Here is a 20,140-nt window from a genome sequence, read left to right as displayed (position 1 = left end):
ATTACTCTCCTTGCGGTGCGCTTTCAGGCGCAGCAGCCGGAGCAGGTGCCGCTCCGCTCGTCTGCTCTGCAGGTACGCCCGGCTGCGCCAGAAGATTGCGTACGCGCGTCTGCATCAGTTTCTCCAGAATCGGCTGGCTGGCCAGCTTGTCCGGCACGTTCATGGTGATGTTCTGCTGGCTTAACTTATCAATGTCTTCGAGGAAGGCGGTGGTCGTCGCATCATCGGTGTTGTAGTAGGCGCGTACCCACGTTGAGACGTTATCAAGCGCCTGTTTATAGGTCTCTTCCTGATGACGCGGCACGGCCTGGGCCGCCACCAGCAGGCGGGAACGAATGTTCTCGCGCAGATAGATGTCCTGGTTAGGCGCGAGCAGCGGTACGGCAGTTTCGTCGCGACGGCGGATCGTGATAAAGCTGTCCATAAAGTTCTGCCAGCTTTTTTGCAGGTTTATGCGCCATTCGCTCAGGGAGCTGGAAAGCTCGGTACCGTCGGAATCCATCGGGGAGTCGTCGTCGTTATTATCCGCCAGCTGCAGGTTATCAATCTGATTCGAAAGCTGGTTCACCTTGAGGATAATGCCGTCGTAATCCACCTGCGAAACGGCAGAGAGGCTGGCGATATCTTCGGTTATCGCGCGACGGGCGGTGATAAGGCTTGGATCGTTCATGTCGGCCAGGCTTGCATCGGCGCTTTTCAGCAGTGCGGCGGCGGTGGTCACGTCCTGGTCGCTCCAGAGCTTACGTCCGGCGAGCTTCACCAGGAAGTCGGCCTGCGAGAGCAGCCAGGTTTTGGCATCGGTGCCGGAAATCGTGGCGACTTTCTGCTGTACTTCACCCAGCTGTTTAGTCAGCTCTTCCTGTTTACCGTTCGCTTCGGCAAGCGCGGCGGCCTGCTGCTTAATCACGGCTTCCAGCTCGGTTTTCTGCGTCTCCTGCTCTTTTTGCAGGGCAGTGAGCTGATTCACCAGCGCGTCGCTGGTGGACGTCTGGTTAGCGCTCTGTTGTTTCACCAGCCCGTACAGGCCACCCCCCGCTGCCAGCGCAATGGCGATGGCAATCGCGCTCAGCGCGAGGCTCGTTTTGTTGCTGCTGTTTTTCTTCTCAGCGGTTTTCTCAGTCGTCTCTGGCTGTGGCGTCGTCTCCACAGTCTCCCTGGTCTCTTCAACCACGGCGGAGGATTTGTCGTGTTCCGTCATTATGGCTTCCCATTTGAGAGTTATTGTAATGCGCGCAGCAGCGCATCGTTGTCGGCGTTATCAGCGATCCGAATATCCTGCCAGCCCAGTTCCCGGGCCTGGTTCGCCAGACGCTCACTGACGACCAGAAGCCGACAGCGGAGTAACCAGTTTTCGCGATACCAAAGCGGTATCAGCGACCAAAGCTGTTGTAACATTTCACCGCTGGTGACCACCAGCGTATTAATGCCGCGCGCGTGCCAGCGCATCGCCTCTTCCGCGCCATCGTAGTGTTTTGCACAGCGCTGATAGCACTCAACGAACGTTACGTCGGCACCACGTTCACGCAGCGTTTCACCCAGCAGCTCGCGGCCACCGTTGCCGCGCAAAATGAGCGCACGCTTTCCGGCAATAGTTTGTAATTCAGGTAATTGTAGCAAGACTTCACTGATTTCCCGATCTAACGGGTAACGAACGTCCGCGCTGCTTACTGTATGCAGCGCCAGTGCCGTTGTTCGGCCAATCGCGAAATAGCGGGGGGCGGCTGGCCAGGCCAGGTCCTGCTGCTGCAGCTGAGCGTGGGCAAATTCCACGGCATGTTGCGACAGCGCAAACAGCAGGTCACCTTCCTGAAGGGTATTCATCTGGTCGGCGAGCGCAGAGAGCTCCCGACCGGGGGAGAATTCAATGAGAGGAAAACTCCAGGCCACCTGCCCCAGTGCGCGCAGACGGCTCACTAACTGCTCTCCTGCGGGAGAAGGGCGGGTGACGAGAATACTCATGCAGGGGGTTCTCCGTTGTAAACGTCAGCCAGAATCTCGCGGGCGCCGTTATCCAGTAGCTCTTCCGCCAGCGACACGCCAAGCTGCTCGGCATCTTGCGCTTTACCGCGACGTTCGCCGCGTACCATCTGCGAACCGTCCGGGGCGCCCACCAGCGCGCGCAGCCACAGTTCGCCATTCGTCAATTCAGCATAGCTGCCAATTGGAACCTGGCACCCGCCTTCGAGGCGGGTATTCATCGCCCGTTCCGCTTTTACGCGGGTAGCGGTCTCGTCATGGTTCAGCGGTGCGAGCAGTTCGCGGGTACGCGCATCGTTCAGGCGGCACTCGATGCCGACTGCACCCTGGCCCACGGCCGGCAGCGACAGCTCTGGCGGCAACGCCACGCGAATGCGCGACTCCAGCCCCAGACGCTTCAGACCGGCAACGGCGAGGATAATGGCATCGTAATCGCCGTTATCCAGCTTGCCCAGACGCGTGCCGACGTTACCGCGCAGTGAGCGGATGATCAGGTCAGGACGACGCTCCGCCAGCTGACACTGACGGCGTAAACTGGACGTGCCAACCACGCTACCCTCCGGCAGCGCGTCGAGCGAGTCGTAGTGGTTGGAGACAAACGCATCGCGCGGATCTTCGCGCTCGCAGATGGTCACCAGTCCCAGCCCTTCCGGGAACTCGACGGGCACGTCTTTCATCGAATGTACGGCGATATCGGCGCGGTTCTCAAGCAATGCCAGTTCCAGTTCTTTGACAAACAGGCCTTTGCCGCCCACTTTCGCCAGGGGCGTATCGAGGATCACGTCACCGCGTGTGACCATCGGCACCAGCTCGACGCGCAATCCACTGTGGCAGGCTTCCAGGCGCTGCTTCACATAATGTGCCTGCCAGAGCGCGAGAGGGCTTTGGCGTGTGGCAATTCTCAAAACATTGTCTAACATGCTTGTTACCGTCATTATCAATCGCTAACCATCCTAACATTGTTGACTCTGGGATGGCAGTTTTACGGTTGATGAGCGTGAGAGGGACAAGGCGGCGTATTCGTCAGCCAGAGCCGTATTCAGGAATTTACACGTACAGAACGGTGCTACACTTGTATGTAGCGCATCTTTCTTTACGGTCAACCGGCAAGGTGTTAAATTGATCACGTTTTAGACCATTTTTTCGTCGGTACCACCAAAAATGATAAGGGCGAAAAAGGGTAACGGTTATCTTTTTGAAATACTGCGGGTCCGCTGTTACTCGTGTTTTGAATAGCTTGCGACACCCGGAAACATCAGGCGATACGTCTTGTACCTCTATATTGAGACTCTGAAACAGAGACTGGATGCCATAAATCAACTGCGTGTGGATCGCGCGCTTGCTGCCATGGGCCCTGCTTTCCAGCAGGTATACAGTCTGCTGCCGACATTATTGCACTATCACCATCCGCTGATGCCTGGCTACCTTGACGGTAACGTTCCCCAGGGCATTTGCCTTTTCACGCCTGATGAAACCCAACAGCATTATCTGAACGAGCTGGAACTTTACCGCGGCATGCCGCCACAGGAATCTCCAAAAGGTGAACTGCCTATTACCGGCGTTTACTCAATGGGGAGCACCTCATCGGTAGGGCAAAGCTGTTCTTCGGACCTGGACATCTGGGTCTGTCATCAGTCCTGGCTCGATAACGACGAGCGTCAGCTACTGCAGCGTAAATGCAGCCTGCTGGAGAGCTGGGCGGCCTCGCTCGGCGTGGAAGTGAGCTTCTTCCTGATTGATGAAAACCGTTTCCGCCATAACGAAAGCGGCAGTCTGGGTGGTGAGGACTGCGGCTCGACTCAGCACATCTTATTGCTGGATGAATTCTACCGTACTGCTGTGCGTCTGGCCGGGAAGCGTATTCTGTGGAATATGGTCCCGTGCGAAGAAGAAGAGCATTACGATGACTACGTCATGTCGCTTTACGCGCAGGGCGTACTGACGCCAAACGAATGGCTGGATCTCGGCGGCCTCAGCTCTCTGTCAGCAGAAGAGTATTTTGGCGCAAGCCTCTGGCAGCTCTATAAGAGTATCGACTCACCGTATAAAGCGGTGCTGAAAACGCTGCTGCTGGAAGCCTATTCCTGGGAATACCCTACGCCGCGCCTGCTGGCGAAAGATATCAAGCAGCGTCTGCACGACGGGGAAATCGTCTCCTTCGGGCTGGACGCCTACTGCATGATGCTGGAGCGCGTAACCGAGTACCTGAAAGCCATCGATGACACCACGCGTCTTGACCTGGTGCGTCGATGTTTCTATCTCAAAGTCTGTGAGAAATTGAGCCGCGAACGCGCCTGCGTGGGCTGGCGTCGTGAAGTGGTCAGCCAGTTAGTGAAAGAGTGGGGATGGGACGAAGCGCGTCTGTCCATGCTCGATAACCGGGCCAACTGGAAAATCGATCAGGTGCGTGAAGCGCACAACGAACTGCTCGATGCGATGATGCAAAGCTACCGTAACCTGATCCGCTTTGCGCGCCGTAACAACCTCAGCGTTTCTGCCAGCCCGCAGGACATCGGGGTATTGACCCGTAAGCTTTACGCCGCGTTTGAAGCGCTGCCGGGTAAAGTTACCCTGGTTAACCCGCAGATTTCGCCAGACCTGTCTGAACCGAATCTGACCTTTATCTTTGTGCCGCCGGGCCGTGCAAACCGCACCGGGTGGTATCTTTACAACCGTGCGCCAAGCATGGATTCAATTATCAGCCATCAGCCGCTGGAGTATAACCGCTACCTGAACAAGCTGGTGGCCTGGGCCTGGTTTAACGGTCTGCTGACCTCGCGCACGCGCCTGTTTATCAAAGGCAACGAGGTGGTTGATCTTGCTAAGCTGCAGGAGATGGTCACGGATGTATCGCACCACTTCCCGCTGCGTCTGCCTGCCCCTACGCCGAAAGCGCTCTACAGCCCGTGTGAGATTCGCCATCTGGCGATTATCGTCAACCTGGAATACGACCCGACGGCGGCCTTCCGCAATCAGGTGGTTCACTTTGACTTCCGCAAGCTGGACGTCTTTAGCTTTGGCGAGCAGCAAAACTGCCTGGTAGGCAGTGTCGATCTGTTGTACCGCAACTCGTGGAACGAAGTGCGTACCCTGCACTTCAACGGCGAGCAGGCAATGATCGAAGCGCTGAAAACCATTCTTGGCAAGATGCACCAGGATGCCGCGCCGCCGGACAGCGTGGAAGTGTTCTGCTACAGCCAGCACCTGCGCGGTTTAATTCGCACCCGCGTGCAGCAGCTGGTTTCTGAGTGTATCGAACTGCGTCTCTCCAGTACCCGTCAGGAAACAGGCCGATTTAAAGCGCTGCGCGTCTCCGGTCAGACCTGGGGACTGTTCTTCGAGCGCCTGAACGTGTCGGTACAGAAGCTGGAAAACGCCATCGAGTTTTACGGCGCGATTTCACACAACAAGCTGCATGGCCTGTCGGTGCAGGTGGAAACCAACCACGTTAAGCTCCCGCAGGTGGTGGACGGATTCGCCAGTGAAGGGATTATTCAGTTCTTCTTTGAAGAGTCGGGCGACGATGCCGGATTCAACATCTACATTCTGGATGAGACTAACCGCGCCGAGGTGTATCACCATTGTGAAGGCAGTAAAGAGGAGCTGGTGCGCGACGTCAGCCGCTTCTACTCCTCTTCGCATGACCGCTTTACCTACGGCTCAAGCTTTATCAACTTTAACCTGCCGCAGTTCTACCAGATTGTGAACGTCGACGGCCGTACGCAGGTGATTCCGTTCCGCACCCAATCCGTCACGCCTGCAGCGCCTGCCAATCAGGACACCGCCCCGCTGTTGCAGCAGTATTTCTCCTGAGCCTTTTCGCCGGGTGGCGCTTACGTTTACCCGGCCTACGGTTCTAGCCGTTGTAGGCCCGGTAAGGCGCAGCCGCCACCGGGCAAGAAAACTACCTGAAACTCACGTTCTCACCCGCCTGCGCGGTCGCCGCCTGCTCCAGCAGATCCCAGAACGGTACGCCGCTACGGTCGCAAACCCATTCCCCGTCTTTCAGATCGAAATGATAGCCGCCCTGTTTAGCGGCCAGCCACACCTGGTGAAGCGGCTCCTGGCGGTTAATAATAATTTTGCTGCCATTTTCGAAGCTCAGGGTCAGAATGCCGCCGTTGATTTCACAATCGATATCGCTGTCACCGTCCCAGTCGTCAAGACGCTCTTCGATGGTCATCCACAGGTTGTCGGCAAGGCGATGGAATTCACTGTCGTTCATGGTTTTGTTCCTGTTTTTCGTGATGCCGGCAGTATAACCCTAAATAATTCCCGTTGCAGGAAAGCGGCAAACTCTTGCTTTTGTGTCTTCTCCTGCGATGATAGAAACAGATTTGAACTTACGGGCAACTTTATAATGAAAAACGCTTTCCGAACGCTTGCCGTTCTCATCACGCTGTTTAGCCTGACTGGCTGCGGACTGAAGGGACCACTGTACTTTCCGCCTGCGGATAAAACCGCGCCGCCGCCGACGAAACCGGTTAACAGCGGCATTGAGTCTACCACGCCAAATACTAACGACCGTGGCGACAACGGTGGCCCGACTCAGGTTAATCTCTGACGACAACGTTCTGTACCCGCGCAATGGAGCAAATGATGCAGTTCTCTAAAATGCATGGCCTTGGCAACGATTTTATGGTCGTCGACGCGGTAACGCAGAATGTGTTTTTCTCGCCTGAACTGATCCGTCGCCTGGCGGATCGGCATCTGGGCGTGGGGTTCGATCAGCTGCTGGTGGTCGAGCCACCGTACGATCCCGATCTTGATTTCCACTACCGTATTTTTAACGCGGACGGCAGCGAAGTTAACCAGTGCGGCAACGGCGCGCGCTGTTTCGCCCGCTTTGTCCGCCTGAAAGGGCTGACCAACAAGCGTGATATTCGCGTCAGCACGGCCAATGGTCGCATGGTGCTCAGCGTCACCGATGATGAGCTGGTGCGCGTGAACATGGGCGAGCCTAACTTCGAGCCCTCCGTCGTGCCGTTTCGCGCAAACAAAGCGGAAAAGACCTATATTATGCGTGCGGCCGAGCAGACAGTATTGTGCGGCGTCGTCTCAATGGGTAACCCACACTGCGTGATTCAGGTTGATGATGTGGAAACTGCCGCGGTCGAAACGCTCGGCCCGGTACTGGAAAGCCACGAACGTTTCCCGGAGCGCGCGAACATCGGTTTTATGCAGGTGGTGAAGCGCGAGCACATTCGCCTGCGGGTTTACGAGCGCGGCGCGGGTGAGACTCAGGCCTGCGGAAGCGGTGCCTGTGCTGCGGTGGCCGTGGGCATCTCCCAGGGGTTACTGGCTGAAGAGGTTCGCGTGGAATTACCGGGCGGTCGGCTTGATATCGCCTGGAAAGGACCGGGTCATCCACTGTATATGACTGGCCCGGCGGCACATGTCTATGACGGGTTTATCCATCTATGAAACAACCAGGGGAAGAACTGCAGGAAACAGTGACGGAACTGGACGACAGGGCTGTTGTTGATTATCTGCTGCGCAATCCTGAGTTTTTTATTCGCAATGCACGCGTCGTCGAAGAGATGCGTGTGCCGCATCCGGTTCGCGGGACCGTGTCGCTGGTCGAATGGCACATGGCGCGCTCGCGCAACCACATCAACCAGCTTGAAGAGAACATGACGCTGCTGATGGAGCAGGCCAGCACCAACGAAAGCCTGTTCTATCGACTGCTGCATCTGCAGGCGCGTCTGGCGTCGGCGCACAGTCTCGACGAGTTCCTCAGCCGTTTCCACCGCTGGGCGCGCGAGCTGGGGCTGGCGGGCGCAACGATTCGTCTTTTCCCTGACCGCTGGCGCATCGGCGCGCCGTCGGGATTTACCCATCTGGCACTCAGCCGTCAGGCATTTGAACCGCTGCGCATTCAGCGTCTGGGCCATGATCACCACTATCTGGGGCCGCTGAACGGGCCTGAGCTGCTGGTGGTATTACCGGAAGCCAAAGCGATTGGCTCGGTGGCGATGTCGCTGATGGGGCGCGATGGCGATCTGGGCGTCATATTATTTACCAGCCGCGACGCGCATCACTACGAGCAGGGGCAAGCCACGCACCTGCTGCAGGAGATCGCCCTGATGCTGCCTGAGCTGCTGGAGCGCTGGATTGAGCGCGTATGACGGACGGACTGCTCGCCACTGACGTCTCGCGCTTTCTGCGCTATCTCGGCGTGGAACGTCAGCTTAGCCCCATTACGCTGCTTAACTATCAGCGTCAGCTTGATGCCATCATGCAGATCGCCGACGAAATCGGCCTGAAAAGCTGGCAACAATGTGACGCTGCGACGGTACGCGGGTTTGTTGTGCGTAGCCGTAAAAAAAATCTCAGCCCGGCGAGCCTGGCGCTCAGGCTCTCAGCGCTGCGCAGCTTCTTCGACTGGCTGGTCAGCCAGGGGGGCTTAAAAGCCAACCCGGCAAAGGGGATAGCCACGCCGAAGGCGCCGCGCCATCTGCCTAAAAATATTGACGTTGACGACGTAAACCGCCTGCTGGATATCGACCTTAACGATCCGCTGGCCGTGCGCGACCGCGCGATGCTGGAGGTGATGTACGGTGCCGGATTACGTCTGTCTGAGCTCGTTAACCTCGACCTCAAGCATCTCGATCTGGAATCTGGCGAAGTGTGGGTAATGGGTAAGGGCAGCAAAGAGCGCCGCCTGCCGATTGGGCGCAATGCGGTCTCCTGGATTGAGCACTGGCTTGACCTGCGCGGGCTGTTTGGCACCGACGAAGATGCGCTGTTCCTGTCGAAGCTCGGCAAGCGGATCTCGGCGCGTAACGTTCAGAAGCGCTTTGCGGAGTGGGGCATTAAGCAGGGGCTGAACAGCCACGTTCACCCGCACAAGCTGCGCCACTCCTTTGCGACACACATGCTTGAGTCGAGCGGCGATCTGCGCGGCGTGCAGGAACTGCTTGGCCACGCAAATCTGTCGACCACTCAAATCTATACCCACTTAGACTTCCAGCACCTTGCCTCGGTGTATGACGCGGCGCATCCACGCGCCAAACGGGGGAAATAATGCGTTTTTACCGCCCACTCGGTCAGATCTCAGCCCTGACGTTTGACCTTGATGACACTCTTTATGACAACCGCGAGGTGATCCTGCGCACCGAGCAGGAGTCCCTGGCGTTTGTGCAGAACTACCATCCCGCGCTGAAGGCGATACAGAACAAGGACTTCCAGAAGCTGCGCCAGTCCCTGCGTGAGACCGAGCCGGACATTTACCACGACGTGACCGAATGGCGTCGTCGCGCGGTTGAGCAGGCGATGCTCAACGTGGGTCTGAGCACGCAGGATGCCGCCATTGGGGCGGAAGCGGCCATGGAAAACTTTGCTAAATGGCGCAGCCGCATCGACGTGCCGCAGGAAACCCACGACACGCTGGCGAAGCTTGCCGAAAAGTGGCCGCTGGTGGCCATCACCAACGGCAATGCCCAGCCGGAGCTGTTTGGCCTCAGCGATTATTTTGAATTCGTGCTGCGTGCGGGTCCTCACGGGCGCGCGAAGCCGTTCAGTGACATGTACCATCTGGCGGCAGATAAGCTTAACCTGCCGCTGGGTGAGATCCTGCACGTGGGGGATGACCTGACCACAGACGTGGCCGGCGCCATCCGCTGCGGGATGCAGGCCTGCTGGATCAAGCCGGAAAATGCTGACCTGATGATCGCCTCCGATAGCCGTCTTCTGCCGCACGTGGAAATTTCACGGTTGGCATCCCTCACGACGCTGATATAATCATCAATTGTTCTGTATAAATTAACAGGGTTTTGACGAATGCTATTCGCCAGCCCGACATGACGTGACGGTGCCAATGGACGTTTCTTACCTGCTCGACAGCCTTAATGACAAACAGCGTGACGCGGTTGCCGCCTCGCGCACCAACCTGCTGGTGCTGGCTGGAGCGGGCAGTGGTAAGACGCGCGTGCTGGTTCACCGTATCGCCTGGCTGCAGAGCGTGGAAAACTGCTCGCCGTACTCCATCATGGCGGTCACGTTCACCAACAAGGCGGCGGCGGAGATGCGCCACCGCATCGCCCAACTGATGGGCACCAGCCAGGGCGGCATGTGGGTCGGCACCTTCCACGGCCTGGCGCACCGCCTGCTGCGCGCACACCACATGGACGCCAACCTGCCGCAGGATTTCCAGATCCTCGACAGCGAAGACCAGCTCCGTCTGCTGAAACGCCTGATCAAGGCGATGAACCTCGACGAGAAGCAGTGGCCGCCGCGTCAGGCGATGTGGTACATCAACGGCCAGAAAGACGAGGGGCTGCGCCCGCACCACATTCAGAGCTTCGGCAACCCGGTCGAGCAGACCTGGCAGAACGTCTACAAGGCCTATCAGGAAGCGTGCGATCGCGCCGGTCTGGTGGATTTTGCCGAGCTGCTGCTGCGCGCCCACGAGCTGTGGCTGAACAAACCGCACATCCTGCAGCACTACCGTGAACGCTTCACCAATATCCTGGTGGACGAATTCCAGGATACCAACAACATCCAGTACGCGTGGATCCGCCTGCTGGCCGGCGATACCGGCAAGGTGATGATCGTGGGCGATGATGACCAGTCGATCTACGGCTGGCGCGGGGCGCAGGTGGAGAACATCCAGCGCTTCCTCAACGATTTCCCCGGCGCGGAAACCATCCGTCTGGAGCAGAACTACCGCTCAACCAGCAACATCCTGAGCGCGGCCAACGCCCTGATTGAGAACAACAACGGGCGTCTGGGCAAAAAGCTGTGGACCGACGGCGTCGATGGCGAACCGATTTCGATTTACTGCGCCTTCAACGAGCTCGACGAAGCGCGCTTCGTGGTGAACCGCATTAAAACCTGGCAGGACAACGGCGGCGCGCTGGAGCAGTGCGCCATTCTCTATCGCAGCAACGCCCAGTCGCGCGTGCTGGAAGAGGCGCTGCTGCAGGTGAGCATGCCGTACCGCATTTATGGCGGCATGCGCTTCTTCGAACGTCAGGAAATCAAAGATGCGCTGTCGTATCTGCGTCTGATTGCCAACCGTAACGACGACGCGGCGTTTGAACGCGTGGTCAACACTCCGACCCGCGGGATTGGCGACCGCACGCTGGACGTGGTGCGTCAGGCCTCGCGCGACCGCCAGCTGACTCTGTGGCAGGCGTGCCGCGAGCTGCTGCAGGAAAAAGCGCTCGCCGGACGTGCCGCCAGCGCATTGCAGCGCTTCCTTGAGCTGATTGACGCCCTCGCGCAGGAAACGGCCGACATGCCGCTGCACGTGCAGACCGACCGGGTGATTAAAGATTCCGGCCTGCGCACCATGTATGAGCAGGAAAAAGGTGAGAAGGGCCAGACCCGTATTGAGAACTTAGAGGAACTGGTCACGGCAACGCGCCAGTTCAGCTACAACGAAGAAGACGAAGACCTGATGCCGCTGCAGGCGTTCCTCTCCCACGCCGCGCTGGAAGCGGGGGAAGGACAGGCCGATACCTGGCAGGATGCGGTTCAGCTCATGACCCTGCACTCCGCCAAAGGGCTGGAGTTCCCGCAGGTATTCATCGTCGGGATGGAAGAGGGGATGTTCCCGAGCCAGATGTCGTTGGATGAAGGCGGCCGTCTGGAAGAGGAGCGTCGTCTGGCCTACGTGGGCGTGACGCGCGCGATGCAAAAGCTGACGCTGACCTATGCGGAAACCCGCCGTCTGTACGGTAAAGAGGTCTATCACCGTCCGTCGCGCTTTATCGGTGAACTGCCGGAAGAGTGCGTGGAGGAGGTGCGTCTGCGGGCAAGCATCAGTCGTCCTGTCAGCCATCAGCGCATGGGATCGCCGATTGCGGAAACCGACACTGGCTACAAGCTGGGCCAGCGCGTGCGCCATTCGAAGTTTGGCGAGGGCACCATTGTGAATCTGGAAGGCAGCGGCGAGCACAGCCGCCTGCAGGTGGCGTTCCAGGGGCAGGGGATCAAATGGCTGGTGGCGGCCTACGCGAAGCTGGAAACAGTCTAACATTCAGAAAAATATCATTATTTTGTAATAATCTGCTAGCCTTATACGTTGAAGGTCAATTAATGCCCTTCAGCGTTTCGTTGCGTGTTGACGCCACAGTTATAGCTGGCGTAACATGCGCGCACGATTACGCTAAGAGGACATTCGCCTTGGACACACCCAGTAGATACTGGCTCAATTCCCTGTCATCCAGGAACAACTCCTAAGGCTATCTCCTCTTGCTGATGGCCTTAGTGGTTGTCAGCGACTGCATTATTCCCGTCGCGCTGAGTCAGGCTGTTTAATGGTCTGAAACCCAATTTGTTTCTGTGTGCCCACCGAACTGTCCGATATTTTTTGCATTGGGAGTCCCGGTCATGTTGAGCGCATTTCAACTCGAAAATAACCGACTGACTCGGCTTGAAGCCGAAGAGTCACAGCCCCTCATTGATGCCGTATGGGTGGATCTGGTCGAGCCGGACGACGATGAGCGCCTTCGCGTACAATCTGAGCTGGGGCAAAGCCTGGCAACCCGCCCGGAACTGGAAGACATCGAAGCATCCGCGCGTTTTTTTGAAGACGAAGACGGCCTGCATATTCACTCCTTCTTCTTCTTTGAAGATGCGGAAGACCACGCGGGTAACTCCACCGTGGCGTTTACCATTCGCGACGGCCGCCTGTTTACGCTGCGCGAGCGCGAGCTGCCGGCATTCCGTCTCTACCGCATGCGCGCCCGCAGCCAGGCGATGGTGGACGGCAACGCCTACGAGCTGCTGCTCGATCTGTTCGAGACCAAAATTGAACAGCTGGCGGACGAAATTGAAAACATCTATAGCGATCTGGAAAAGCTGAGCCGCGTGATCATGGAAGGCCATCAGGGCGATGAGTACGACGAGGCACTCTCCACGCTGGCTGAGCTGGAAGATATCGGCTGGAAGGTGCGTTTGTGTCTGATGGATACCCAGCGCGCGCTGAACTTCCTGGTGCGCAAGGCGCGTCTGCCGGGCGGTCAGCTGGAGCAGGCGCGTGAGATCCTGCGCGATATCGAATCCCTGCTGCCGCACAACGAATCCCTGTTCCAGAAGGTTAACTTCCTGATGCAGGCGGCGATGGGCTTTATCAACATCGAGCAGAACCGCATCATCAAGATCTTCTCGGTGGTGTCCGTAGTGTTCCTGCCGCCAACGCTGGTGGCATCCAGCTATGGGATGAACTTCGAGTTTATGCCGGAGCTGAAGTGGAGCTTTGGTTACCCGGGGGCGATTATCTTTATGATCCTCGCGGGGCTGGCACCGTATCTGTACTTTAAGCGCCGGAACTGGCTGTAAAAATCTGGCGGGTGGCGCTGCGCTTACCCGCCCTACGATCGAATTCCCTCTCCCTGTGGGAGAGGGTTAGAGTTAGGGCAACTTCACAGCCCTTTGCGCCCCCTGCGCTGGGTATAAATCGCATCGGCGACGAAAATCGCCAGCGCCACCCAGATAAAGGCGAACGTCACCATCTTATCCGCCCCCGGCACCTCGCCGTAAAACACCACCGCCAGCAGGAACATTAGCGTCGGGCCAATGTACTGGAAGAAACCCAGCGTGGAGAGACGCAGGCGCGTCGCCGCACCGGTGAAGCACAGCAGTGGAATAGTGGTCACCACGCCCGCCGCCATCAGCATCAGGTTTAGCGACCACGGGTTGCTGCCCATGTGGCTGGTTGGGCTGTCGGCGATGCCGAAAAGATAAATCGCCGCCACGGGCAGCAGCCACAAGGTTTCAAACAGCATCCCCGTCTGCGCTTCTACCGCAATCTTCTTACGCACCAGGCCGTAGAACGCAAAGCTGAACGCCAGGCCGAGGGCAATAATCGGCAGCGAGCCGAAGGTCCAGAGCTGCACCAGTACGCCGCAGAAGGCCAGAATCACCGCCACCCACTGCATCCGGCGGAAGCGCTCACCGAGGAAAATCATCCCCAGCACGATATTCACCAGCGGGTTAATGAAGTACCCCAGGCTCGCTTCGAGCATGTGATGGTTATTCACCGCCCAGATAAACAGCAACCAGTTGCCGCCAATCAGCACGGCAGAAAGTGCCAGCAGGAAGATCTTCTTCGGGGTTTGCAGCAGCGTTTTGACGCCCGACCACTGACGGCTGAGGCTCATCAGCGCAATCATAAAGAAGAACGACCAGATGACGCGGTGAGTCAGGATCTCATCGGCCGGAACGTAGGCGATAAGCTTGAAATACGCCGGGGCGATACCCCAAATAAAATAAGCGGCAAGGGCGAGTAAAACGCCCTGCCGCGTCTGTTTAGCATCCATCGGGAAAATCCGTTACAAAAAAGTGAATTAATTTTACCCGATTTTGCCGCCTCAACCCACCATATAAGTGGCGGTTGCGCTGGCGATATACACCTGTTCTTCGTTGTGTAATTCAACGCGCGCCACGGCGACTTTATTCCCCGCGCGCAGCAGGCTGCTCGTGCAGGTGAAGCGATTTCCACGTCCCGGCCGAAGATAGTCGACGCGCAGATCGATGGTGCCCATGCGCGCCAGACGCTGGCGGAGTTCGTCTTCGTTGATGGTGTCATGGCGGGTCAGCGTACTGCCCACGCAGACCAGACCTGCCGCCACGTCAAGCGCGGAGGCAATCACGCCGCCGTGCAAAATACTTTGCGCCCAGTTACCTACCATCATCGGCTGGTTGTTGAAGCTCAGCTGGGCAAAGTCTTTCTCGTAACGCTCCAGCTCCAGTCCCAGCGCGCGGTTAAACGGCATATGGTAAACAAAAATCTCGCCCACGAGTTTTAACACTTCTTCGGCGGTAAGCATGGCTGACATGAGGCATCACATCCTTATTGTTAACGAAATGTTGATTTTATGCCTCAGCAACAAGGAATTCCACTTTCAGAAACGAGGATGCAGCAGTTGTCGCAGAAGTCTGTAGAATGTCCGCCACATAACTATTTAGCTAATTTTACTCTTTTGCAGGAGAACACCACCGATGCGGACGTATCTGGCCTGGTTACTGGCGGCGATTTCGCTGCCCCTCACAGCCTATGCGCAGGAAGCGACAATCAAAGAGGTGCATGATAAGCCTGCCGTTCACGGTAGCATTATCGCGAACCTTCTTCAGGAGCATGACAATCCGTTCACGCTCTATCCGTATGACACCAACTACGTGATTTACACCCAGACCAGCGATCTCAACAAAGAGGCGATAAGCTCCTATAACTGGTCTGATAATGCGCGTAAAGATGAGGTGAAGTTCCAGCTCAGCCTCGCTTTCCCGTTCTGGCGCGGCATTCTGGGACCGAACTCGGTGTTTGGTGCCTCCTATACGCAGAAGTCCTGGTGGCAGCTCTCTAACAGCGGGGAATCCTCGCCGTTCCGCGAAACCAACTATGAGCCCCAGCTGTTCCTCGGCTTCGCAACGGATTATGAATTTGCGGGCTGGACGTTACGCGATGTGGAAGTGGGCTTTAACCATGATTCTAACGGACGTTCCGATCCGACATCCCGTAGCTGGAACCGTGCCTATACGCGCCTGATGGCGCAGAACGGTAACTGGATGGTGGAAGTGAAGCCGTGGTATGTGGTCGGCAGCACTGATGACAACCCGGACATCACCAAATATATGGGCTACTACCAGCTTAAAGTCGGCTACCAGTTAGGTGATGCCGTGCTGAGTGCGAAAGGTCAGTACAACTGGAACACCGGCTACGGCGGCGCGGAAGTGGGCTTAAGCTATCCGGTAAGCAAGCATGTCCGCCTTTATACACAAGTCTACAGCGGTTACGGCGAGTCGCTTATCGATTACAACTTCAACCAGACCCGCGTCGGCGTGGGCGTGATGCTGAACGATATTCTCTAGGCTGTTCGAATGTTTTTGCGTTAAACGTTGAAGTTTCTCTCTCAGGCGCTGAAAATAGCGCCTGTTTCATTTCAGGCATATGGGGTTAACGTGGCGCAGGCGGAAGTATTGAATCAGGAGTCGCTGGCTAAACAGGTTTTGCATGAAACCTTTGGCTACCAGCAGTTCCGCCCTGGCCAGGAAACCATCATTGAAACGGTGCTGGAAGGTCGTGATTGCCTGGTGGTGATGCCTACCGGTGGCGGCAAGTCCCTCTGTTATCAGGTTCCCGCGCTGGTGCTTAACGGCCTGACGGTCGTGGTATCCCCCCTCATTTCTCTGATGAAAGACCAGGTTGACCAGCTACTCGCCAACGGCGTGGCGGCGGCCTGTCTCAACTCGACCCAAACCCGGGAGCAGCAGCAAGAGGTCATGGCAGGGTGCCGCACCGGGCAGATCCGCCTGCTGTATATCGCGCCGGAGCGCCTGATGCTGGATAACTTCCTCGATCACCTGGCGCACTGGAACCCGGTCCTGCTGGCGGTGGATGAAGCGCACTGTATTTCCCAGTGGGGACACGATTTCCGCCCGGAATACGCCGCCCTCGGCCAGCTGCGTCAGCGCTTCCCCGAGCTGCCGTTTATGGCGCTTACCGCCACGGCGGATGATACCACGCGGCTGGATATCGTTCGCCTGCTCGGGCTGAACGACCCCTATATCCAGGTCAGCAGCTTCGATCGCCCAAACATCCGCTATATGCTGATGGAAAAGTTCAAGCCGCTGGATCAGCTCCTGCGCTACGTCCAGGAGCAGCGCGGCAAGTCCGGCATCATCTACTGCAACAGCCGTGCGAAGGTGGAAGACACCGCCGCGCGTCTGCAAAACCGCGGCTTTAGCGCCGCCGCCTATCACGCCGGATTAGAGAACCACATCCGCGCCGACGTGCAGGAAAAATTCCAGCGCGATGACCTGCAGATCGTGGTCGCGACGGTAGCGTTTGGGATGGGGATCAACAAGCCCAACGTGCGCTTTGTGGTGCATTTCGACATTCCGCGCAATATCGAATCCTACTATCAGGAAACCGGCCGCGCCGGGCGCGACGGCCTGCCTGCGGAAGCGATGCTGTTTTACGATCCGGCCGATATGGCGTGGCTGCGCCGCTGTCTGGAAGAGAAGCCGCAGGGACAGCTGCAGGATATCGAGCGCCACAAGCTCAACGCGATGGGCGCGTTTGCCGAAGCGCAAACCTGCCGTCGTCTGGTTCTGCTCAACTACTTTGGTGAAGGGCGACAGGAGCCGTGCGGCAACTGCGATATCTGCCTCGATCCGCCGAAGCAGTATGATGGCCTGATGGACGCGCGTAAGGCGCTCTCGACCATTTACCGCGTGAACCAGCGCTTCGGGATGGGCTACGTGGTGGAAGTGCTGCGTGGCGCCAACAACCAGCGTATCCGCGACATGGGCCACGACAAGCTGCCTGTCTACGGTATTGGCAAGGACCAGAGCCACGAGCACTGGGTGAGTATCATTCGCCAGCTAATCCACCTCGGCTTCGCCACGCAGAACATTGCCCAGCACTCCGCCCTGCAGCTGACAGAAGCGGCGCGTCCGGTGCTGCGCGGTGACGTTGAACTGAAGCTCGCCGTGCCGCGCGTCATCGCCCTGAAGCCGCGCGTGATGCAGAAGTCCTACGGCGGCAATTACGACCGCAAGCTGTTCGCCAAACTGCGCAAGCTGCGTAAGGCCATCGCCGACGAGGAAAACATCCCGCCTTACGTGGTGTTCAACGACGCGACGCTGATTGAGATGGCCGAGCAGATGCCGCTCAGCGCCAGCGAAATGCTCAGCGTCAACGGCGTCGGCACGCGCAAGCTGGAGCGCTTCGGTAAAGAGTTTATGGCGCTCATCCGCTCTCACGCCGACGGTGACGATGAGGAGTAGTCAGCCGGGCGAAAAAGTGCCAGGATGATGACTCACTAAATTATTTCCCCGCGAGCTAATTATGTTAATGCTATTTCTCACCGTGGCATTAGTGCACATCGTTGCGCTGATGAGCCCCGGCCCAGACTTTTTCTTCGTGTCACAAACGGCCGTCAGCCGCTCCCGAAAAGAGGCGATGATGGGCGTGCTCGGTATCACCATGGGCGTTATGGTCTGGGCGGCCGTTGCGCTGCTCGGTCTGAACCTGATCCTGGCGAAGATGGCCTGGCTGCATAACATCATTATGGTCGGCGGCGGGCTGTACCTGTGCTGGATGGGCTACCAAATGCTGCGCGGGGCGCTGAAGAAAGAAGAGAAAAAACCGGAAGAGCCAAAGGTGGAGCTGGCAACGGGCGGTCGCAGCTTTGTAAAAGGGTTGCTGACTAATCTGGCGAACCCAAAAGCGATTATCTATTTCGGCTCCGTGTTCTCGCTGTTTGTCGGCGATAGCGTCGGTGCGGGCGCACGCTGGGGCATCTTCCTGCTGATCGTCGTTGAAACCTTTGCCTGGTTTACTATCGTGGCCAGCCTGTTCGCCTTACCGGCGATGCGCCGCGGCTACCAGCGTATCGCGAAGTGGATTGACGGCTGCGCCGGCGCGCTGTTCGCCGGCTTCGGCATTCATCTCATCATTTCTCGCTAAGCATGACGCGCTGACGCAAGCAGCGCGCCAACCAGCATAAACAGCGAGCCAAAGACTTTATTCAGGGCCTTCATCTGCTTAGGCCCTTTAATCCACGCCGCAATTCGCTGCGCCAGCGTCGCGTATCCAATCATCACGATGATATCGACGATAATGGTGGTCGCGCCCAGCACCACGTACTGCATCACCTGCGGCTGATGCGGAACGATAAACTGCGGGAACAGCGCGGCGAGGAAAACGATGCTCTTCGGGTTGGTCAGGTTGACGAACACCGCTCGCTTAAACAGATGGCCGCGGTTTTGCGTCTGCGCGAGAGTATTCAGGTTGATGGAACCTGCCGCGCGCCACTGCTGGATGCCGAGCCAAATCAGATAGGCTGCCCCGGCCCATTTCAGCACTTCAAACGCCAGCACCGAGCGGGAGAAAAGTGTCCCCAGACCAATCCCGACCAGCACGATATGAATGCCCAGCCCGGCCTGCAGTCCGGCAATGGATGCCACCGCACCGCGGTAACCGTGGTTGATTGAGGTAGTCATGGTGTTAATAGCACCTGAACCCGGAGAAAGGCTGAGGATAATGGATGTCAGCAGGTAGGCGAACCACCACTCGAAGGTCATTTGAAACTCCCGAACCGTCTATTTTTATGCCACAATACGCTATTATTGAGTCATTTTGTGACCGGTGACGAAAAAAACGATATTCCCTGGATTACGTGAGTGGAAACCCAATGTTTCAGCAGAAAAAGGACTGGGAAACACGAGAAAACGCTTTTGCTGCTTTCTCTATGGGGCCGCTGACCGATTTCTGGCGGCAGCGTGAGGAAGATGAGTTTACGGGCGTCGGGGGCATCCCGGTGCGTTTCGTTCGTTTCCGAAATGAAAAAAATGACCGGGTGATTGTGGTCTGCCCTGGGCGTATTGAAAGCTACGTTAAATACGCTGAGCTGGCCTACGACCTGGTCCATATGGGGTTCGATGTCCTGATTATCGACCATCGTGGACAGGGGCTGTCCGGAAGACTGCTACCGGACACGCACCGTGGGCACGTCGATCGCTTCAGCGATTACGTCGACGATTTTGCCGCGTTCTGGCAGCAGGACGTTCAGCCCGGTCCCTGGCGTAAGCGATACATCCTTGCGCACTCCATGGGGGGCGCGATATCGACGCTGTTTTTGCAGCGTTATGAACACCAGTGCGATGCCATTGCGCTGACCGCGCCGATGTACGGTATCGTTATCCGTTTTCCTGACTGGATGGTGCGCCATCTTCTTGACTGGGCTGAGGGCCATCAGCGCATTCGTGAAGGTTACGCCATAGGTACAGGACGCTGGCGCGCGCTGCCGTTCGCCATCAACGTCTTAACCCACAGTCGGCAGCGTTATCGCCGCAACCTGCGCTTTTATGCCGATGAACCACGCTTACGCGTCGGCGGCCCGACCTGGCACTGGGTGCGGGAGGGTATTATGGCCGGTGAGCAGGTGCTGGCGGGCGTAGGCGATGATGACACGCCGACGCTTCTGATTCAGGCGGAAGAAGAGCGTGTGGTGGATAACCGCATGCATGACCGCTATTGTGAACTGCGCGCTGCTGCCGGTCACCCTTGTGAAGGGGGTAAACCGCTGGTCATTAACGGCGCGTTCCATGAGATCCTTTTTGAAAAGGACGCTATGCGCTCAGTCGCGCTCAACGCCATTGTTGAATTTTTCAACAGGCATAATTGATTTTTGTTTTCCACCAGAGG

20 protein-coding genes are annotated in these 20,140 nt (G+C 57.5%); 13 read left to right on the top strand and 7 right to left on the bottom strand.

Annotation, left to right across the window (positions count from 1 at the left end):
- Position 1: 1 nt before the first annotated feature.
- Genes hemX through hemC form a run of 3 tightly spaced genes read right to left on the bottom strand, consistent with a single transcriptional unit; the run spans position 2 to position 2,897 of the window.
- The gene (hemX, locus tag UR504_RS20080) at positions 2 to 1,198 is read right to left on the bottom strand and encodes a uroporphyrinogen-III C-methyltransferase (RefSeq protein ID WP_302238196.1); all 1,197 of its coding nucleotides are present in this window, start codon (positions 1,196 to 1,198) and stop codon (positions 2 to 4) included.
- Positions 1,199 to 1,218: 20 nt separating this feature from the next.
- Positions 1,219 to 1,959, bottom strand: coding sequence for a uroporphyrinogen-III synthase (gene hemD / locus UR504_RS20075; protein ID WP_302238193.1), 741 nt, complete (start codon positions 1,957 to 1,959; stop codon positions 1,219 to 1,221).
- The gene (gene hemC / locus UR504_RS20070) at positions 1,956 to 2,897 is read right to left on the bottom strand and encodes a hydroxymethylbilane synthase (protein WP_143345649.1); all 942 of its coding nucleotides are present in this window, start codon (positions 2,895 to 2,897) and stop codon (positions 1,956 to 1,958) included. Before hemC ends, hemD begins: the two co-directional genes overlap by 4 nt.
- Positions 2,898 to 3,246: 349 nt before the next feature.
- Here hemC and cyaA point away from each other — a divergent pair, with 349 nt between their 5' ends.
- Entirely contained in the window at positions 3,247 to 5,790 is a 2,544-nt protein-coding gene (gene cyaA / locus UR504_RS20065) for a class I adenylate cyclase (protein ID WP_115877016.1), read from the top strand.
- 91 nt (positions 5,791 to 5,881) lie between these two features.
- Here the strand turns inward: cyaA and cyaY are convergent, their stop codons facing one another.
- Entirely contained in the window at positions 5,882 to 6,202 is a 321-nt protein-coding gene (cyaY, locus tag UR504_RS20060; protein WP_111963531.1) for an iron donor protein CyaY, read from the bottom strand.
- Between the two features lie 135 nt (positions 6,203 to 6,337).
- On the opposite strand from cyaY, the gene lptM reads away from it, so the two are divergent.
- From lptM to corA, 8 genes are all read left to right on the top strand, one after another.
- Complete coding sequence (lptM, locus tag UR504_RS20055; protein ID WP_024907980.1) at positions 6,338 to 6,541, top strand: LPS translocon maturation chaperone LptM; 204 nt, start codon at positions 6,338 to 6,340, stop codon at positions 6,539 to 6,541.
- 35 nt (positions 6,542 to 6,576) lie between these two features.
- Positions 6,577 to 7,401 carry a diaminopimelate epimerase gene (gene dapF, locus UR504_RS20050; RefSeq protein WP_008501545.1) on the top strand — a complete coding sequence of 275 codons (825 nt, stop codon included), beginning with the start codon at positions 6,577 to 6,579 and terminating at the stop codon, positions 7,399 to 7,401.
- The gene (locus UR504_RS20045) at positions 7,398 to 8,105 is read left to right on the top strand and encodes a DUF484 domain-containing protein (protein ID WP_248175586.1); all 708 of its coding nucleotides are present in this window, start codon (positions 7,398 to 7,400) and stop codon (positions 8,103 to 8,105) included. The genes dapF and UR504_RS20045 overlap by 4 nt, the downstream gene beginning before the upstream one ends.
- A complete protein-coding gene (gene xerC / locus UR504_RS20040; RefSeq protein ID WP_023345086.1) occupies positions 8,102 to 9,004 on the top strand; it encodes a tyrosine recombinase XerC in 903 nt (300 codons plus the stop codon). The genes UR504_RS20045 and xerC overlap by 4 nt, the downstream gene beginning before the upstream one ends.
- Entirely contained in the window at positions 9,004 to 9,720 is a 717-nt protein-coding gene (yigB, locus tag UR504_RS20035) for a 5-amino-6-(5-phospho-D-ribitylamino)uracil phosphatase YigB (RefSeq protein ID WP_111963534.1), read from the top strand. The genes xerC and yigB overlap by 1 nt, the downstream gene beginning before the upstream one ends.
- Before the next feature lie 76 nt (positions 9,721 to 9,796).
- Positions 9,797 to 11,959 carry a DNA helicase II gene (uvrD, locus tag UR504_RS20030; RefSeq protein ID WP_032646073.1) on the top strand — a complete coding sequence of 721 codons (2,163 nt, stop codon included), beginning with the start codon at positions 9,797 to 9,799 and terminating at the stop codon, positions 11,957 to 11,959.
- Between the two features lie 149 nt (positions 11,960 to 12,108).
- Complete coding sequence (gene ysgD / locus UR504_RS20025) at positions 12,109 to 12,165, top strand: YsgD/CorL family protein (protein WP_212743980.1); 57 nt, start codon at positions 12,109 to 12,111, stop codon at positions 12,163 to 12,165.
- Positions 12,166 to 12,315: 150 nt separating this feature from the next.
- Positions 12,316 to 13,266, top strand: coding sequence for a magnesium/cobalt transporter CorA (corA, locus tag UR504_RS20020; RefSeq protein WP_008501540.1), 951 nt, complete (start codon positions 12,316 to 12,318; stop codon positions 13,264 to 13,266).
- Positions 13,267 to 13,349: 83 nt separating this feature from the next.
- Here the strand turns inward: corA and rarD are convergent, their stop codons facing one another.
- Positions 13,350 to 14,246, bottom strand: a complete 897-nt coding sequence (gene rarD / locus UR504_RS20015) for an EamA family transporter RarD (protein ID WP_008501539.1) — start codon at positions 14,244 to 14,246, stop codon at positions 13,350 to 13,352.
- 51 nt (positions 14,247 to 14,297) lie between these two features.
- The gene (gene yigI / locus UR504_RS20010; protein WP_008501538.1) at positions 14,298 to 14,765 is read right to left on the bottom strand and encodes an acyl-CoA thioesterase YigI; all 468 of its coding nucleotides are present in this window, start codon (positions 14,763 to 14,765) and stop codon (positions 14,298 to 14,300) included.
- Between the two features lie 163 nt (positions 14,766 to 14,928).
- Here yigI and pldA point away from each other — a divergent pair, with 163 nt between their 5' ends.
- The 3 genes from pldA (at position 14,929) to rhtC (ending at position 18,400) form a co-directional block, all read left to right on the top strand.
- Complete coding sequence (gene pldA / locus UR504_RS20005; RefSeq protein ID WP_045417650.1) at positions 14,929 to 15,798, top strand: phospholipase A; 870 nt, start codon at positions 14,929 to 14,931, stop codon at positions 15,796 to 15,798.
- A gap of 90 nt (positions 15,799 to 15,888) precedes the next feature.
- Positions 15,889 to 17,718, top strand: coding sequence for an ATP-dependent DNA helicase RecQ (gene recQ, locus UR504_RS20000; RefSeq protein WP_047345452.1), 1,830 nt, complete (start codon positions 15,889 to 15,891; stop codon positions 17,716 to 17,718).
- A gap of 61 nt (positions 17,719 to 17,779) precedes the next feature.
- Positions 17,780 to 18,400 (top strand): threonine export protein RhtC, encoded by a 621-nt coding sequence (gene rhtC, locus UR504_RS19995; RefSeq protein ID WP_111963536.1) that lies wholly within the window; start codon positions 17,780 to 17,782, stop codon positions 18,398 to 18,400.
- On the opposite strand, the gene rhtB is transcribed toward rhtC, so the two are convergent.
- Positions 18,397 to 19,017 (bottom strand): homoserine/homoserine lactone efflux protein, encoded by a 621-nt coding sequence (gene rhtB, locus UR504_RS19990; protein ID WP_111963537.1) that lies wholly within the window; start codon positions 19,015 to 19,017, stop codon positions 18,397 to 18,399. The two genes, rhtC and rhtB, sit on opposite strands and share 4 nt — an antisense overlap.
- A 110-nt stretch (positions 19,018 to 19,127) precedes the next feature.
- On the opposite strand from rhtB, the gene pldB reads away from it, so the two are divergent.
- The gene (pldB, locus tag UR504_RS19985; protein WP_149367412.1) at positions 19,128 to 20,120 is read left to right on the top strand and encodes a lysophospholipase L2; all 993 of its coding nucleotides are present in this window, start codon (positions 19,128 to 19,130) and stop codon (positions 20,118 to 20,120) included.
- Positions 20,121 to 20,140 lie beyond the last annotated feature (20 nt).

The organism is Enterobacter sp. 241F3 (assembly GCF_034106785.1).
GTDB lineage: Bacteria > Pseudomonadota > Gammaproteobacteria > Enterobacterales > Enterobacteriaceae > Enterobacter > Enterobacter vonholyi.
Note: the sequence above shows the minus strand (reverse complement) of the source record. Positions and strands in the feature narration are given on the sequence as shown.

What these genes read in the sequence shown, in the direction of transcription:
- hemX (WP_302238196.1), bottom strand. Translation starts at nt 1,198, where the DNA reads ATGACGGAACACGACAAATCCTCCGCCGTGGTTGAAGAGACCAGGGAG.
- hemD (WP_302238193.1), bottom strand. Translation starts at nt 1,959, where the DNA reads ATGAGTATTCTCGTCACCCGCCCTTCTCCCGCAGGAGAGCAGTTAGTG.
- hemC (WP_143345649.1), bottom strand. Translation starts at nt 2,897, where the DNA reads ATGTTAGACAATGTTTTGAGAATTGCCACACGCCAAAGCCCTCTCGCG.
- cyaY (WP_111963531.1), bottom strand. Translation starts at nt 6,202, where the DNA reads ATGAACGACAGTGAATTCCATCGCCTTGCCGACAACCTGTGGATGACC.
- lptM (WP_024907980.1), top strand. Translation starts at nt 6,338, where the DNA reads ATGAAAAACGCTTTCCGAACGCTTGCCGTTCTCATCACGCTGTTTAGC.
- dapF (WP_008501545.1), top strand. Translation starts at nt 6,577, where the DNA reads ATGCAGTTCTCTAAAATGCATGGCCTTGGCAACGATTTTATGGTCGTC.
- UR504_RS20045 (WP_248175586.1), top strand. Translation starts at nt 7,398, where the DNA reads ATGAAACAACCAGGGGAAGAACTGCAGGAAACAGTGACGGAACTGGAC.
- xerC (WP_023345086.1), top strand. Translation starts at nt 8,102, where the DNA reads ATGACGGACGGACTGCTCGCCACTGACGTCTCGCGCTTTCTGCGCTAT.
- yigB (WP_111963534.1), top strand. Translation starts at nt 9,004, where the DNA reads ATGCGTTTTTACCGCCCACTCGGTCAGATCTCAGCCCTGACGTTTGAC.
- uvrD (WP_032646073.1), top strand. Translation starts at nt 9,797, where the DNA reads ATGGACGTTTCTTACCTGCTCGACAGCCTTAATGACAAACAGCGTGAC.
- corA (WP_008501540.1), top strand. Translation starts at nt 12,316, where the DNA reads ATGTTGAGCGCATTTCAACTCGAAAATAACCGACTGACTCGGCTTGAA.
- rarD (WP_008501539.1), bottom strand. Translation starts at nt 14,246, where the DNA reads ATGGATGCTAAACAGACGCGGCAGGGCGTTTTACTCGCCCTTGCCGCT.
- yigI (WP_008501538.1), bottom strand. Translation starts at nt 14,765, where the DNA reads ATGTCAGCCATGCTTACCGCCGAAGAAGTGTTAAAACTCGTGGGCGAG.
- pldA (WP_045417650.1), top strand. Translation starts at nt 14,929, where the DNA reads ATGCGGACGTATCTGGCCTGGTTACTGGCGGCGATTTCGCTGCCCCTC.
- rhtC (WP_111963536.1), top strand. Translation starts at nt 17,780, where the DNA reads ATGTTAATGCTATTTCTCACCGTGGCATTAGTGCACATCGTTGCGCTG.
- rhtB (WP_111963537.1), bottom strand. Translation starts at nt 19,017, where the DNA reads ATGACCTTCGAGTGGTGGTTCGCCTACCTGCTGACATCCATTATCCTC.
- pldB (WP_149367412.1), top strand. Translation starts at nt 19,128, where the DNA reads ATGTTTCAGCAGAAAAAGGACTGGGAAACACGAGAAAACGCTTTTGCT.